The organism is Rheinheimera sp. B2H12 (assembly GCF_059620065.1).
This window is the reverse complement of sequence record NZ_CM184363.1, coordinates 2,433,175-2,449,510: the sequence shown is the minus strand read 5'-3', so window position 1 is coordinate 2,449,510 and position 16,336 is coordinate 2,433,175. Positions and strand designations below refer to the sequence as shown.

At 47.8% G+C, this 16,336-nt stretch carries 10 protein-coding genes; all 10 read right to left on the bottom strand.

Annotated features, from left to right (window positions below; genetic code table 11):
- Positions 1–211: 211 nt before the first annotated feature.
- The 10 genes from AC53GJ_RS10515 to proQ all read right to left on the bottom strand — a co-directional run bounded on the left by AC53GJ_RS10515 (position 212) and on the right by proQ (position 16,333).
- Complete coding sequence (locus AC53GJ_RS10515) at positions 212–2,530, bottom strand: efflux RND transporter permease subunit (protein WP_496732629.1); 2,319 nt, start codon at positions 2,528–2,530, stop codon at positions 212–214.
- Entirely contained in the window at positions 2,527–3,558 is a 1,032-nt protein-coding gene (locus AC53GJ_RS10510) for a WD40/YVTN/BNR-like repeat-containing protein (protein WP_496732628.1), read from the bottom strand. Before AC53GJ_RS10510 ends, AC53GJ_RS10515 begins: the two co-directional genes overlap by 4 nt.
- A 75-nt stretch (positions 3,559–3,633) precedes the next feature.
- Positions 3,634–4,995 carry a DUF1329 domain-containing protein gene (locus tag AC53GJ_RS10505; protein WP_496732627.1) on the bottom strand — a complete coding sequence of 454 codons (1,362 nt, stop codon included), beginning with the start codon at positions 4,993–4,995 and terminating at the stop codon, positions 3,634–3,636.
- Positions 4,996–5,011: 16 nt separating this feature from the next.
- A complete protein-coding gene (locus tag AC53GJ_RS10500; RefSeq protein ID WP_496732626.1) occupies positions 5,012–7,165 on the bottom strand; it encodes a DUF1302 domain-containing protein in 2,154 nt (717 codons plus the stop codon).
- 315 nt (positions 7,166–7,480) lie between these two features.
- Positions 7,481–7,738, bottom strand: coding sequence for a DUF2835 family protein (locus AC53GJ_RS10495; RefSeq protein ID WP_496732625.1), 258 nt, complete (start codon positions 7,736–7,738; stop codon positions 7,481–7,483).
- On the bottom strand, positions 7,710–10,301 hold the full coding sequence (pepN, locus tag AC53GJ_RS10490; protein ID WP_496732624.1) for an aminopeptidase N: 2,592 nt from the start codon (positions 10,299–10,301) through the stop codon (positions 7,710–7,712). The genes AC53GJ_RS10495 and pepN overlap by 29 nt, the downstream gene beginning before the upstream one ends.
- Before the next feature lie 156 nt (positions 10,302–10,457).
- Positions 10,458–11,957 (bottom strand): Na+/H+ antiporter NhaC, encoded by a 1,500-nt coding sequence (gene nhaC / locus AC53GJ_RS10485; protein ID WP_496732623.1) that lies wholly within the window; start codon positions 11,955–11,957, stop codon positions 10,458–10,460.
- A 57-nt stretch (positions 11,958–12,014) separates the two neighbouring features.
- Positions 12,015–13,394, bottom strand: a complete 1,380-nt coding sequence (locus AC53GJ_RS10480) for a sodium-dependent transporter (protein WP_496732622.1) — start codon at positions 13,392–13,394, stop codon at positions 12,015–12,017.
- Between the two features lie 145 nt (positions 13,395–13,539).
- Positions 13,540–15,564 carry a carboxy terminal-processing peptidase gene (prc, locus tag AC53GJ_RS10475; RefSeq protein WP_496732621.1) on the bottom strand — a complete coding sequence of 675 codons (2,025 nt, stop codon included), beginning with the start codon at positions 15,562–15,564 and terminating at the stop codon, positions 13,540–13,542.
- Between the two features lie 16 nt (positions 15,565–15,580).
- On the bottom strand, positions 15,581–16,333 hold the full coding sequence (gene proQ / locus AC53GJ_RS10470; protein WP_496732620.1) for an RNA chaperone ProQ: 753 nt from the start codon (positions 16,331–16,333) through the stop codon (positions 15,581–15,583).
- Positions 16,334–16,336 lie beyond the last annotated feature (3 nt).

Here is a 16,336-nt window from a genome sequence, read left to right as displayed (position 1 = left end):
TGCGAAGTTTATTGCCTATTGTAGTGCTTTTCGAGCTTTATTTCTGCCTTTCACACTGGTTGTACCAGCTGTAAAGTCCAGATTTGACAAGATATTCAAGCTTATTAACTACAAAATGAACTGCGGAGCTGTTTTATCAGGATTTGTGCATAAAGATGCGATTTTTGACAACCGGACGGCGATACTGCCAGCCGTCCGGTTTTGTTTAGGTTTAACGATTTTTTGGCCAGAAGAAGGCGGCCAGTGCCGGTAACACAAATACTGCACCTAACATATTCACAATAAACATGAAGGTCAGCAGAATCCCCATATCAACCTGGAACTTCAGGGCTGAGAATACCCAGGTACTGACGCCGACAGCCAAGGTCAGAGCTGTAAACAAAACCGCACTACCGGTTGATTTAAGAGCCTCGTAATAAGCCTGACGTAATGGCACACCAGAACGCAACGGCTGGGTCATATTGGTCAGAATATAAATACCATAATCGACGCCAATGCCAACGCCAAGCGCAATCACTGGCAGCGTTGATACGGTCAGGCCAATATCCAGCAAAGTCATCAGCGCTGTCGCCAGCATTGTCACCACATAAAGCGGAATAATCACCGCCAGCGTGGCTCGCAGAGAGCGGAAACTGAGTAAACACAGCAGGATCACAGCACCATACACATACCAGGTCATCGGATTTTGCGCCGCAGCTACGGCTTCATTGGTTGCTGCCATCACCCCAACCGGGCCTGAGGCCAACATAAATTTGACATTGTCAGTGCCAAGTTCGGCACCGGCTTTTTTCGCTGCTGCCACCACCCGCTCAATGGTTTCGGCTTTATGGTCATTCAAAAACAGGATCACGGGCATCACCGAACAATCCGGATTGAGTAAACCTGTGCTGGTTTCAACCCGGGAAGAGGATTGCACCAGACTTTCGGTGGTTCTTGGTAAGATGCGCCATTTCATATTGCCTTCATTAAAAGCGGCATTAATCGCTTTTGACACTGAAGGCAACGACACCGCGCTTTGCACACCTTCAATATTTTCCATCTGCCATTGGAACTGATCAACCCTATCCATCACGGCATGTGAGGTACACCCATTAGCTTCAGTTTCCACCATCACATTGATGTAATCGACCGAAATAGCATAACGATCGGTAATCAGAAAGGTATCCTGGTTGTAACGGGAGTCTTCGTGCAAAGAGGAAGCCCCGGCATGCAAATCACCAATTTTCAGTTGCTGAGATTGCCAGTAACCCGCAGTAAACAACAGTGCTGTCACGCCAAGGATAATGGCAGCCACTTTTGGCTCAGCACAAGCCGATAATTTATACCAAAACTTATCCTCTAAAGGTGTCGGTGCTGACACCTTGGCCACATAATCAGCTTTGAAGCGGACATAAGACATCAAGACTGGCAATAAAATCAGGTTGGTCAGGATAATGACCGCGACACCTAGACTGGCAGTAATGGCCAGTTCGCGGATCACACCTATTTCAATAATCAATAGCGTGATAAAACCAACGGTATCCGATAACAGCGCTACCCCGCCCGGGATCAATAATTTACGGAAACTAGCCTGAGCGGCTGTTTTGGCATTCATCCCGGCAGCGACATTTTTACCGGTGGCGTTAATCATCTGCACACCATGACTGACGCCAATGGCAAAGACTAAAAACGGTACTAGAATGGACATAGGGTCAATGCCGAAGCCAAGCACTGTCAATAAACCCATCTGCCAAATCACGGCAATTAACGAACAGGCAATAGGTAACAATGTTAATGTCACTGATTTTGAGAACAAAAACACCATCACTGCCGTGATCACTATGGCAACGGCAAAAAACGCCAACACCCCTTTGGCGCCATTGGCCACATCACCAACCATCTTGGCAAAACCAATGATATGCACGCTAATGCCAGCTTTTTCATATTGCGTACGCACCTCAGTTTCTAACTGGTTGGCAAAAGCAATGGTATCAAGTTTTTCGTTGGTATCCGGGTTAATTTCCTGCAACTGAGCGGTGATCATAGCGCAACTATAATCGTCCGCCACCATCCGACCGACAATACCGGCTTTATCGACATTCTGCCGCACAATAGACAACCCATGGGCATCCGGACTGAAATCTGCCGGGATCACCGGGCCACCGGCAAAACCATCTTCCACCACTTCCACAAAGCGTGTACTTGGGCTGAACAAAGATTTCACCAGCACCCGATCGACGCCAGGCATGTAATACACCTGATCATGGATTTTTTTAAAACTATCGAAAAACTGTGGATTAAAAATATTACCGGAGGCATCGCAGACCGAAATCAGAATATTATTGGCGCCACCAAAGTCTTTGGCGTGCTTTAAATAGGTCTGCATATACTCGTGTTTGAGCGGTATATTTTTAGTAAAAGCCGCATCCAGTTTGATCTGGCTGGCTTTAAACAACAGGAATAAAGTCGCCAGCACAAAAGCCAGGATCACCAGACCCCGATGCCGGAACAAAGCATATTCACATTTATTGATTAAACGATTAGCACTCATGGTTGTGTTTTGTCTTCCGGCTGAATTGTTTTAATACCTGCTTCAGTCGCCAGCACCAGCTGGGCGCCAATAGCTACCATCTGCAGTATTGCTTTACCTTCTTCCAGTGCGATGGCACTGAAGGTTTGGCCGTCATCTCGACTGACGAGCAAAGTACCAGCATTGCCTGTGGCGTAAATAGCACCATCCGCGGCTACAAACAGACTATTTAAAGTGGCCGGGCTTGGCAGTTGAATTTGTTGCCATTGCTGGCCTTGATCCGTGCTGCGGAATAAGTGACCCCGTAAACCTGCCACCAATAAAGTTTTCGCAGGTGTTCTGGCAATCGCAAATAAAGAGCCATTGTAAAATTCTGCCAGCCGCCGCCAACTCACCCCAAAATCATCGCTGATGGCGACAAAGCCGGCTTCGCCAACCATGTATAAAGTCTGACCATCACGGAATAAACGGTTAAAATGCGGTAATACTGATTCAGCTTCAGCAGCATAACCTTCCGGATCCGTTGCTTTTAATTCGGCGAGTAAAGCCTGATCATCCTCTGATGCTAATTCTGGATGAAATTCGGTCTGCCAGTGTTGGCCACCATCTGTGGTGCGATAAAACATGCCATAGGCACCGACGGCTATACCTTGGTTTGCATCCAGGAAAACCACGTCAAACAGCGGTTTATCCAGCTGCGGCAGATACTGCTGGATCTGCCAGCTGTCCCCACCATCCTTGCTATGTAAAATGCTGGCATCATGACCAACGGCCCAACCATGGCTGGCATCGGCAAAATAGACGGAGGTTAAATTTGAATTCAGCGGCACCGGCACTTGTTGCCATTGCTGGCCATCTTTACTTTTTAGCAGATGGCCACGCTCACCGGCAGCCATATAAAACTGATCAGCCACCGGAATAATATCGGTTAACACTGAGTTCACTGCTCTTGGCAGCATGTAAGCAGCCTGAGGTTTATCCTGCTCAGCCGCAGTCGCAGGCCACAACAGACAACATAAACCCAGACCTGATAATAATTTCGCAATCATGACAACTCTGACTCAAACAAGGGATAAAACAAAAACGGTTGGCAGGTGCCAACCGTTATTTTCCGCACGATCCGATTAACGGGTACCTTCACGGCGCAGTGCCGCCGGGGTAAAATCGTTATCTGATAATTTCACTGAAAAATCATACATCTTATCTTCGTTATCCAGACCGATAGCAATATAACGGCGTGAATTCAGATCATGATAAACTTCGAGCGTACTCCAGTGTGTCGGCACTTCATAGTAGTTCAGACCATGGGCTGTTGCCACGCGATATAATTCGCCACGGGCATCGTACAGATCTGCCACATGAATTTGCCAGCTGTCTTCATCAATATAAAACACCCGTTTGCCATACACGTGGCGCATATTGTCTTTCAATTTAGCTTCAACCACCCAGACCCGGTGTTTTTCCCAACGGACATAATCAGGGTTGATATGACCTGCAGTGAGCAGACTGGCGTATTTGGTTTCTTTGCTATGTAACTTGTAGCTGTTATAAGGGATCAGCATTTCCTGCTTACCTTTCAGCTCCCAGGTATAACGGTCTGGTGAACCGTTAAACATGTCAAAGTCATCCGTGGTCCGCAGACCGTCTGACGCTGTCCCTGGTGCATCATAGGCTACGTTTGGTGCCCGACGCACCCGACGCTGTCCGGTGTTATAAGTCCAGGCCTGACGTGGTGTCGCAACCTGATCCATGGTTTCGTGAACCAACAGCGCAGTACCGGCCAGCCGGGCTGGCGTGGTCACGCTTTGTTTAAAACGGAACAGAATATTCTCCGCTTGCAGCGCCTGCGGTGTAGCCGCCGGATCTGAATACTTAAACATAATTTGTTCGTCAAAACCAATCAGGGTGTAAGCACCAGTGGCAGTCGGTGCTGCCTGGCCGCCATTACGGGTCGCTGCCACACCACGGAAGCGGACAATGTGGTTCCAGATCGCTTCCAGACCATTAGCTGGAATTGGGAACGGAATACCAATAGCTGCATTAATAATACCGTTACCGCCTTGCACTAACTCAGCTTTACCGGCAATTTGCTTGGTCGCGTCATAAACATACTGCGGGTAAGACGCTGAGCGCTGCGTTGGATACACATTGATTTTATAAGTGTCCGGATACAGATTAAATAACGCAATCTGGCCTGGTGATAACAAAGCTTTGTACTGGTCTATATTGGCTTTGGTGACGGTATAAACCACTTTATCAGCAGCAAAAGGATCTAAGTGGTGATCACCTGGTTTAAAACCAGCAGGAGCAGAGGTAATACCGCCGGTCCAGGCCGGAATACTACCATCTTTATTGCCCGCTTTTTCGCCACCGAGCGGTGTTAAATCAGTACCTAACCGCGCGACTTGATCCGGACTTATCTTGGCAGTTGCAGCACAGCTGAATACCAGCGCAATGGCGGTAGATAACAGGGTGAGTTTTTTCATAAGACTATCTCGTCCCTTATAATGAGTATTTGATGTTAAAAGACACAAAATCACGGTCTTCGGTATTGTTGGTGGTGCCTACGCCATCAAAGAAAGCGTTATAAGACACTTCAGCCGACCACTGGTTCAGATAATCCACACTAACGGCGTAACTCAGTGATTTTTTATCTTCTGAGAACATAAACAGTGGATCAGGCGTGATACCGTTCACGTCATGGGCAAAGGTCACCCGTTGTGACAGGTTCATCCCTGCCAACACGTTGTTGTAATCCGCTTTAGCCACCAAACGATAACCCCAGGCCGAAGCTGTCGGGAACGGGTTGGTTTCGGCACCATTGGAAACGGCTGTGTGCAGACCCAGTTTCGGGATCAGGTTGCCGGCAGCATCTGTACCCATTAGCGGGTAACCACTACGGTCAGTATTTGGACCGTTTAAGCGCAATTCACTTTCTTTGGGCATATTGTTAATTTTGATCACGCCCACTTCACCCAATAAGGTGAAGTTGTCAGCCATCAGTGCAGGCCCGAATAAATGGGTGACTGTCATCTGAGCTTGCGCAGTGTCAGCCAGAATATAGCCTTGAGCGAACTCACCTGGTTGAACTTTTTGACCGTTGTAGCGGCCAATTTGTGAAATTCCGGCAAATCCGCCACCAATGGCAGGCTGACCAATAGCCAGCTGTTCAGGCATACCGGCATACAGGATTTCTACGTCGTCGATTTGTAATGGCTCATCCTTACGATAAGCCAACTCACCAGCGACAGAAGTACCATCCAGAGTGGTATTGAAACTAAAACCCCACAGCTTGATATCTTCCGGATATTCGATTAAGCCTTTAGACAAGGCTTTGAGATTCATCACATTTTCTTTGGTGATATTACCGGCATTCGCCGTCAGATAGGCGATATCAGATTGGATAGCCGCAGCACGGAAATCAGCGGCAATCCCTGAAATCACCGGGGTACGGCTATGGTAATTCATGTAATACACCGCAAATTCGGTGTCATTTAATTCAGGCGCAAAGTACTCAAACTTCACCCCATATTGACCACCATCTTCCGGTTCAATTTCACCGGCATCGCCATAAGGACGTAACGTCACTTTAGTTGGATACGCCAGATAAGCAGTTGGCATCAGCGCTAACTGGGCCTGGGCCTGCTGTTTTTGGACAGCTGTTGCCTGTGGATTGGCCAGCACACCGGATAAGGTTTTCACTGTATTACCAATACTGTTTAAACCAGCCAGTAAAGTGCTCAGGTCTAAATCCGGGTTACCGGCAAAACCCAACTGAATATTTTGGTTATAACCGCCTTTCCCAGCAAAGTCATTGGTGGAGAAAAAAGTACCAGGTACTGGCAAATAGCTGTTTTTCCACTCGTACTGATAAAACACTTCAGCAGATAACTTTTCAGTTAAACCAAGCGAGGCATACACCATCCCAACCGGAATATAAGCTTCTTTTAAGTCAGCACCAGGCAATCTGGCAATACCGACATCAATTGGGGTGATATTGATACCATGCTGGATTAAAGTACTTTCACCCCAGCTCAGCACCTGGTTACCGACCCGGATCGACAGCGGGTTGGCACCATCATTCAGCGCGAAATTAGCAAATACATAGGCATCCAATAAACGGATATCACGGCATGCCAAATCACGAGCTTCATCGTCAGCACATGGATCGACCCGGTTTTGTGATACCGGATTGGTATAAGCACCTTCTTTGTCCATCAGCGCTGAGTCATAAAAATACATAAACCGGCTGAACAGACCAACATCACCTTTGGTGATCGACAGCTCATGCGTGCCTTTAAACAGCTCGGAGAACATATCGCCTTTGTCATAATTCAGATTACCAGCATCACCGTTGGCTGAATAAGAACCTGGCTGTTTCCAGATTTCAGTCGACGGGTAAATAATGTTGCCTGTCCCTGCATTGTAACCGGTCCAGTTAAATCTCGGATGGTTGGCTTTACTGATGGTATTCCAGTCACGGTCTTCTGCCCGCCAGCTGGCACCATAAGAAAAACTTGAATCGAATACAACTTCAACGTCATCACCGACTGTGAAGCTGGCTGCCTGTACTGAAGTTACAGTTAAAGCTAACAGTGCAGACGCGATGCACTTTGCTAAAGGATTTTTAGCAAAGGCTAATGGTCTTTGGTTCATCTTGTGATCTCCCCCCCTGTCCAGCAGGTCTATTTGTTTTTGTTATAGCTGAGAGAGAACAACTGCTCTGATCTCTTCTCATTGCATTAAAATAATTACATCATTTTCTACGTGGTGCAAGGCTTGGCTGAGGCTAAATATGTTGATTTTGTTTTAGTTTTTGTCAATTCTGGAGTGCAGCCACGCAAAAAAGCCTGCCCAGCGTTTAACAATGAGTGTACCCGAAATATCCGACCATGCTAAGTCTATGATATTAGTTGCTAATTTAAAGAATGCCACTGCACAGTTTTTAAACTGTCGTTTAAAGTAGATGCTCTAATTAATTTTAGTCAGGCTGACAAACTTCCCCTGCTCCGTGGTTGTCAGCTCAAAGCGGCCTGACAGACCGCTATGGCTGAAAAATCTTCTGAAATTATGGGCTTCCAGCTGGATTTTTTCTCCACTATCAGCCCAAACCAAGACATATTTAATCTGACCGCTGTAATAACCCAGAATTTGTTGTTCAGTCAGCACTAACGAAAAGCGGTAAAGCCGTGCCATCAGATTAATCCAGACTTTTGCTGACTTTTTCAAACAAATCATTGCTGATCGTCGTTTTAGCTTTTAACTGCTGTAACTGCTGTTGCATCAGTTGTTGCTGCGCAGCCGGATAACGTCGCCAGGATAACAGCGGTGTGATCAGACGGGCTGCTAGTTGCGGATTCGTGTCATCGAGCGTTGCGACAATATCGGCCAACAAGCGATAGCCCTGGCCATCGGCACGATGAAATTGCGTTGGATTAAGTCGGCTAAATGCACCATACAGAGCCCGGACCCTGTTCGGATTACTAAAGGAAAATTGTGTGCACGCAAGCACTTGCGTTATATGTGTAAACACGCTGTCTGTTGGCCGGCTGGCTTGCAGACTGGCCCATTTATCAAAAACCAGCACGTCACTGGCGTAATCGTCATACAATTTTTGCAATAACACATCAGTGAACGCAATTGCTTTGGGATGATCAGCCACCACCAACGCCTGCAACACACTGAGCCGGTCCGTCATATTGTCAGCTTGCAAATAATGCTGTTGCAACAGCGCCAGTTGCTCAGGCAATAAGGCCAGGTACGACAAACACAAAGCCTGTAAGCGGCGGCGACCCACTTGCTCAGCATCATAACGATAAGGCATGACCGGTAACGAGCGGTAACACTGCAGTAGCTCGGCGCCAAGCAAAGTGGCGATCTGTTGGCGAAAAGATGCCAGTGTTTGCATGATTGCGGCCACTGGAATAGGCGCAAACTGCTCCGCCAAAATATCAAAACCTGGCAGCGTCAGCAGCTCGGCACAAAAAGCCTGGTCGGCCAACGGCGCTCGCAATAAATGCCCTAACATCGCCACCAGTTCGTCCGGCAGCGTAAAAGCGTCTGGCATCCCGCCCGCAATTGCCTGTTGCACCAAATCGCCCCAAATGGTCTGCATCGCATCCCAGCGAGCTACCCCATCCCTGGCATGGCGCACCACAAACAGCAATTCTGAGAGCGTCCGAGACTGCACTAATTTCACCGGCGCCGAGAAATCAGCCAGCGTCACCAATTGTACCGTAACGGGCACATCCTCAAGCACAATGGTCTGATCAGCCGCAGTTAAGGTCAATAACAGCTGCTGCTGATAACTGCCATCGGCGCTGATCAACTCAGTTTTTAACGGGATCAATAATGGCTGTTTCGGACTACCATCAGCAGTCGCTGGTGTTTGCTGGCTTAGTTGCACCCGCAGCTGTTTGCTGTCGGCACAATAATCACTGCTGACTGTCACTACCGGTGTCCCGGCTTGTTGGTACCAGCGTTTAAACTGAGTTAAATCTACACCACTGGCATCTTGCATCGCCTGCACAAAATCATCACAAGTAACCGCCTGTCCATCATGTCTGGCGAAATAAAGTGCCATGCCACGACGAAAGCCCGCCTCACCCAGCAAGGCGTGCTGCATCCTGATCACTTCAGCACCTTTATCGTATACAGTCACAGTATAAAAATTATTCATTTCAATAACTTGTGATGGACGGATCGGATGGGCCATCGGGCTGGCGTCCTCGGCAAACTGAGCAGTCCGAATGGTCTGAATAGCATCAATCCGGCACAATGTTGGCGAGGACATGGCGGCACTGAACTGCTGATCGCGAAACACCGTCAGCCCTTCTTTTAAACTGAGCTGAAACCAATCACGACAGGTGACTCTGTTTCCTGTCCAGTTATGGAAATATTCATGACCAATAATACTTTCAATCAGGTAATAATCATGGTCAGTTGCCGATTGATCATCGGCCAACACAAACTTACTGTTAAAGACATTCAAGCCTTTGTTTTCCATCGCGCCCATGTTAAAGAAGTCGACAGCAACCACCATGTAGATATCTAAATCATATTCTAAATCAAAATGTTGCTCATCAAATTGCATCGCACGTTTGAGCGCATCCAAGGCAAAACGAGCCCGCTGTTGATTGCCTTTGTCAACATAAAACACTAACTTGACCAGCCGGCCTGAGCGGGTCTGGTAACTATCCTGTAACTGGTCAAAATCACCAGCCACCAGTGCAAACAGGTAACAAGGCTTTGGAAATGGATCATGCCAGCTGACTTTACTGCGTCCATCCGCTAATACTTCTGCGGCAATCTGATTACCATTGGACAGCAACTGCGGATACAAGCTTTGGTCGGCAATAATATGGGTGGTAAATACCGCCAGCACATCAGGCCGATCCGGGTAATAAGTGATAGCGCGAAAACCTTCTGCTTCACATTGGGTGCAATAGGCGCCATTGGACAAATACAAACCTTCCAGCGCGGTATTGGCTGCTGGACTGATCTGCGTGATAATTTTCAGACAAAACTCAGCAGGCACCGCAGGCAGCAGCAACTGTCCATCCAGTAGCTGATAATTATCGACCGGCTGATCATTGAGCCAAATGCCGACTAACTGCAAGTTTTGGCCGTCTAACAGCAGCGGCTGTTGATGCTCTCCCTGCCGTTTCATCTGGCTGATGGCGGTGACCAGCGTCGCGGCCGGATCAAGTTCGAAGGTCAGCTCAAGCTGGCTAACCAGATAAGAAGGTGGTTGGTAATCGGCAAGTTTTTTTGCCTGAGGTAATTGACTCATCAGTTGCACTCCTGGCGTAAGTCCAGACATTTTTCTCAAGTGTAATGCAATGTGATCACAAGCGGCAGTAAAATCTGCCCGAAAGTTTCCGGGCAGATTTTAAGGACAATCAAAGAGATAGCTTTTTGTTCAACCAAGGAGCCAAAAGTGCTGTGCTTAAGAGCGACCAGGTTCTGTATCAACCACAGCAGTGAGCGGCACTGGCAGTATGGCTTCCGGCGGGGTCAGTTTCAGAATTTTAATCCCACAATAGGCATAGCCAATGGCTAACACAGGGTTGATCAGATTAAAAAAGGCGTAAAACAGATAATCCAACGGATTGATATTCAGCACACCATGCATATAAGCACCACAGGTATTCCATGGCACCAACGGACTGGTAATAGTGCCACCATCTTCCAGTGTTCTGGATAAATTCACCGGTGCCAGACCACGTCGGGCATATTCATCTTTGTACATACGACCGGGCATCACGATGGCAATATACTGATCAGCGGCCAGGATATTAGTGGCGATACAGGTCAGAATGGTCCGGCTGACCAAGGAACCTGTGCTGTGCGCTTTGGCCAGGATTAACTGCACCACCCGGCGTAATAAACCGGTATATTCCAACACGGCACCAAACACCATAGCGGCAATAATCAACCAAACGGTATTGAGCATCTTGGCCATACCACCACCGGATAATAATTTATCCAGCTCCGCCTGGCCCGATTCCAGCACAAATCCACTGTGTAACGTTGTCCAGACCACTTTTAAACTACCCAGCGCCGGGCTCAGTTGTGGGTCCAGCATTTTGGCAATTTGGGCTGGCTGAAATAACAGCGCCCAGACCGCCCCTAATAAAGCACCAATAAATACCGTTGGAAAGGCCGGTACTTTTTTCATCGCCATCAACATCAACACCAACAGCGGGATCAGCATTGGCCAGCCAATCTGAAATTGTTGTTGCAGTTGATCGCTGAGTTCAGCAATACGCCCCAGGTCTTGCGCACCAGAGTGATTAAAACCAAGTCCGACGAATATTAACACTGCCAACACTAAACTTGGGATCGTGGTCCAGGTCATATGGCGGATGTGGGCAAACAATTCAGCGCCCGCGACAGCCGGCGCCAAATTGGTGGTATCCGATAGCGGCGATAGCTTATCACCAAAATAAGCGCCAGAGATAATAGCCCCTGCCGTCACCACAGGCGACAAGCCCAGGCCTGCAGCGACGCCCAGCAACGCCACGCCAATAGTAGCTGCCGTGGTCCAGGAGCTACCGATACTCAGGGATACCACAGCACACAAAACACAACTGGCAGCATAAAACCAGGCAGGGCTCAGCACTTGTAAGCCGTAATAAATCAGCGTTGGCACAGTGCCGGACAGTAACCAGGTGCCGATTAAAGCGCCAACGGCAAATAAAATTAATACCGCACCAAGCGACAACGAAATACCATTGATCATGGCATGTTCAATATCAGCCCAGCGATAACCATTTTTTAGTCCAATCAACGCAGCAATTCCTGCCGTCAGAAAGAGGACGATTTGATTCGGTCCATAAGATGAATCACTGCCATACAACTGGACTGATAAACCCAGCATGATAATCAGGGCAAAAAGCGGTAGCAGCGCATCCAGCAAGCTGGGTTGTTTTAATTGTTGATTCATGTTCTTACCTGGCATGCCCGGTGGTTCCGGGCTGTTGTTATATGGCATCCTATGGAGCTAGAGCACTCCGACTAAATTCAGAAACACTGCAATAATAGCGACAGGTGTGAACCAGCGGATACAGAAGCGCCAGATAGTATAAGCAACCGGCGAAGTATTCAACTCTTCTGTGGTCGCGGATCTTTTCATCACCCAGCCGCTAAACAGAGCAATCAACAGGCCACCAATAGGTAACAGGATATCGGCAGCCAGATGATCCAGCACTTCAAATAAATTATGCACCTGCTTGCCAAGAAAGTTCATCTCCAGTTGCGTCCAGCTGGCACCACTAAAAGAAAATACCGTCAATAAGCTCAACAGCCACAGCACAACCCCTGACAACAAGGCCGCCTGACCCCGTTGAAAACCGCGTGACTCCACTAACCAGGCCACCACAGACTCAATCATCGCGATAGTCGAAGTAAAAGCGGCAAAAACCAGCATCAGGAAAAATAACGGTCCAATCACAGCACCAGCCGTCATATTGCCAAAAGCGATTGGCAAGGTGACAAAAATCAGCCCTGGTCCCTGCCCGGCGTCCAATCCTTGTGCAAATACAATAGGATAAATAACCATCCCTGCAATCAGCGCCACTGAGGTATCCGCCAGCGCAATCCAGATCGACGTTTTAACGATTGAAACCTGATTGGGTAAATAAGCGCCATAAATCATCATGACACCAGATGCCAGACTCAGGGTAAAAAAGGCGTGCCCGAGCGCTATCAACACGCCATTGACTGTTAATTTAGAAAAATCAGGGTAAAACATAAAGTTAAAAGCGGCGGCAAATTCGCCATTCAGGCCGGCATAAATTGCCATCCCAACTAACAGCAGATACAAAGCCGGCATCATCCAGCGCAAAGTGTTTTCTAGGCCTTGCTTTAAGCCACGTGCCACGACCGCACAAGTGGTGACGATAACTACTGTAGTCCAGAGTAATAGACTATTGAGATCACTTGAGAAATTAGCAAACATTTCGCCAAGTTGAGCCGGCGTCTGGCCAGCAAAACCTTGTTGCAGTGCTTTACCAACATAGGCAAAGGCCCAACCGGCAATCACCGAATAAAAGGATAAAATGATAAATCCGGCCACCAGCCCGATCCAGCCAGTGATTTGCCAGAATGAATGGGCATGGGCTTCGAGTACCAGGGTTCTCGCGGTCAAGCCCGGACTTTGCCGGCCACGTTTGCCCATCAGGACTTCGGCCATCAGCACCGGAATGCCAATCAATAAAATAGCCAGCAAATACACCAACACAAAAGCGCCACCGCCATTTTCGCCCATGATATATGGGAATTTCCAGATATTACCAAGGCCTACCGCAGCACCTGTAGCAGCAATGATAAAGGTGAAACGGCCTGACCATTGACCGTGGATTGACTGACGGGTTTGTGACATGGGGAACCTTTGTACTATCACTCAACTGACTGATGTCGCATCAGGCAGGCTGCAGAAGGTTAGTGCCTTTGCAAGATACAATGAACAATAAAGGACTGAAATCAGTCCTTTATCAACGATGAGCCGGCTGTTATGCAGCTGAAAGTTATTTTTTCACTAACTTACTGGTCTGCACCAGATCTGAAGTGATCAGCACAGCTTCTTCCAGGAATGGATCTAACTTGCTGAGAACTTCAGGTGCATCTTCGGCTTTTTTCACTAAAGGTAACTTCAGTCGAGCCAACCGTTCATTGGTGCGGGCTAAATCTTTTGCCGTCAGTTCATCTTTTTTCGCCAGCCGAACTTTTTCATTCAGTGAGACCGTTTTTTCATCTTTTTCCTGTTTATACAAGGCAATATCTTGCATCAGGTAGCTGAATTCCTGTTCTTTGCTGATCCGCTGCTGATGTTTTTCTGTCAGCAGTGGAATGGCTACTTTTAAGTCGGTGGCAGCAGTATAACTGGCCGCCGGGATCGAATCCCAAGGTAAGGCATTTTCTTCTTTGCTTTCGCCCCAATCAGCCGGGTCTATTGGCGATGGAAACACGATATCCGGTGTCACGCCTTTGTGCTGGGTACTGCCACCATTAATGCGGTAAAACTTCGCGATGGTATATTGCAGTGAACCCAAATCGGCATCAAAGGTATCGTAAATCCGGCCCAAGCCACGATGTTGTTGTACAGTCCCTTTACCAAAGGTATGTTCACCAATAATCAGCGCCCGTCCATAATCCTGCATCGCCGCCGCAAAAATTTCCGATGCGGAAGCACTATAGCGGTCTACCATCACCGTCAGAGGACCTTCATAAAAGACCGTGGCATCGGTATCGTCATTCTGGGTAATACGGCCATTGCCTTCACGAATTTGGACCACAGGACCCTGCTCGATAAACAAGCCGGTTAAGGTAATTGCTTCCGGTAGTGAACCACCACCATTGCCTCGTAAATCGACGATAATACCTTCTACCTTGGCTGTTTTTAGTGAAGTAATAGCTTTTTTCACATCTTCAGTCAGGTTGTTATAAAAACTCGGGATATTAATCACACCGATGTTTTTACCGTCTTGATGTAATAAAGATTTAAACACTTCACCTTTGGCTGCACGGTCTTCTAACCGGACTTTGTCGCGAACAATTTCAATTTGTTGTGGTACTGCACCGGCAGCATCACTGGCCGCAATCACTTGCAACCGGACTTTTGAGCCCTTTGGTCCCTTGATCAGGTCAACCACGTCATCAAGCCGCCAGCCAACGATATCAACAAACTCTTCGTCGCCCTGGGCCACACCAACAATTTTGTCTTTCTGTTTGAGTTTTTTCGTCAAATCGGCCGGACCACCTGGTACCAGGCTGGAAATGACAGTGTAATCATCGTCCAGTTGCAGCACAGCACCAATACCTTCCAGACTCAGGTTCATTTCCTGCTGGAAGCGGTCAGCATTACGTGGTGATAAATAAGAGGTGTGCGCTTCAATACTACGTGCGTAGGAATTCAGCACCAGTTGGAATACATCTTCACTTTCGGTTTGCACCAGCCGTTTTTTTGCGCTCTTGTAGCGCTTTAACAGCAAGTCTTTAATTTCTTCAGGCTTTTTACCAGCTAACTTTAAGTTAAGCGCATCAAATTTAACCCGTTGCCGCCATAACTCATTCAGTTGAGCCAGATCGGCTGGCCATTCAGCATCTTCACGCTCATATTCGTAATGATCTTCAGTGGTAAAATCAACAGGTTTTTCCAGCAACGAAATCGCGTAATCAAAGCGTTCAGCCCGGCGTTGCAAACTCAGATTAAACATCTGGTAGGCAAAATCAAACTGACCTTTTTGCATGGCATCATCAAACTGAAATTTATATTGGGCAAAACTATCAATATCGGATTTGAGCAGGATATTTTTGTAGTAGTCAAGACTATCCAGATAGCGGTCATAGACTTTAGCCGACAACTTGTCATCTATTTGCACCGGCAAATAATGCGCGCGGGTGAAAAAAGCAGACACCCGCTTACTGGCGGTAAAATGTTGCTCAAGTTGGCTCAGCTTTGGGATGACCACTGCTTCCGCACGCGCTTGAGCGCTGACGGCACCACCAAAAATCAGCAGCAAAGCTGCCGCTACACCGGATAATTTCTTCATCTGAGACTCTGTCTTGTTAAGCCTGATACAAACTGCCGATTTGTGTTTTCACTACCATACCAGAGGTAAGCTGCACTACGACATCCTGTTTAACTACTTCAACGACAGTAGCTGGCATCGGGTTTTGTCCCAGTTTAACCAGAACTTTGGCACCCGCTGTCAAAGTCGCTGCATTGACGGCTAACAATTCTGCCGCTGGCTGAACTTTCGCCTTCATCGGTGCCTGGGTTGCTGCCGCCGGCTGACGTTTCACTTTCAGGTTAGAGCTTTTTACACCCTGAGCAGCAACTTTTGGGCCGTTTTTTTTGTAAGCAGGTTTGTCAGCCTGTGCTGCCACAGCATCGGCAGGAGTGTCGGCCGCTTGTTGTGCTTGTTTCTGCTGTTGTTGACGCTTTTGCTCAAGATGACGGGCTTTACGTAATTCAGCCGCTTTGGCCTTGCTTTCGCTCAACGTTTTTGCTGCATGCTCAGCCTGTTGCGCATCAATTAAGTCACCTGCCACACCGTCCAGATCAATCCGGGCGACACCTTCTTTAATGGCATCCAGATAACGCCAGCTGGAGGTATAAACCCGCAGCGCCTGGCGTAACTGAGTTTTGCTCAGCAAGGGATCGGCCTGTAATTTTTCAACTAAATCCTGAAAAATACCAATTTTCAGCGGCTTAGCTTCACCTGTCAGCGAAAAACATAATGGAAACTGTTCACTGAGCAAGGCAACGATTTCTTTTACGTTGTGCGGTTTAACTTGTGGTTCGACTTGGCTAGTCATGCA

Coding starts and splice junctions, on each gene's coding strand:
- AC53GJ_RS10480 (WP_496732622.1), bottom strand. CDS start 13,394: ATGTCACAAACCCGTCAGTCAATCCACGGTCAATGGTCAGGCCGTTTC.
- prc (WP_496732621.1), bottom strand. CDS start 15,564: ATGAAGAAATTATCCGGTGTAGCGGCAGCTTTGCTGCTGATTTTTGGT.
- AC53GJ_RS10510 (WP_496732628.1), bottom strand. CDS start 3,558: ATGATTGCGAAATTATTATCAGGTCTGGGTTTATGTTGTCTGTTGTGG.
- nhaC (WP_496732623.1), bottom strand. CDS start 11,957: ATGAATCAACAATTAAAACAACCCAGCTTGCTGGATGCGCTGCTACCG.
- pepN (WP_496732624.1), bottom strand. CDS start 10,301: ATGAGTCAATTACCTCAGGCAAAAAAACTTGCCGATTACCAACCACCT.
- proQ (WP_496732620.1), bottom strand. CDS start 16,333: ATGACTAGCCAAGTCGAACCACAAGTTAAACCGCACAACGTAAAAGAA.
- AC53GJ_RS10505 (WP_496732627.1), bottom strand. CDS start 4,995: ATGAAAAAACTCACCCTGTTATCTACCGCCATTGCGCTGGTATTCAGC.
- AC53GJ_RS10500 (WP_496732626.1), bottom strand. CDS start 7,165: ATGAACCAAAGACCATTAGCCTTTGCTAAAAATCCTTTAGCAAAGTGC.
- AC53GJ_RS10515 (WP_496732629.1), bottom strand. CDS start 2,530: ATGAGTGCTAATCGTTTAATCAATAAATGTGAATATGCTTTGTTCCGG.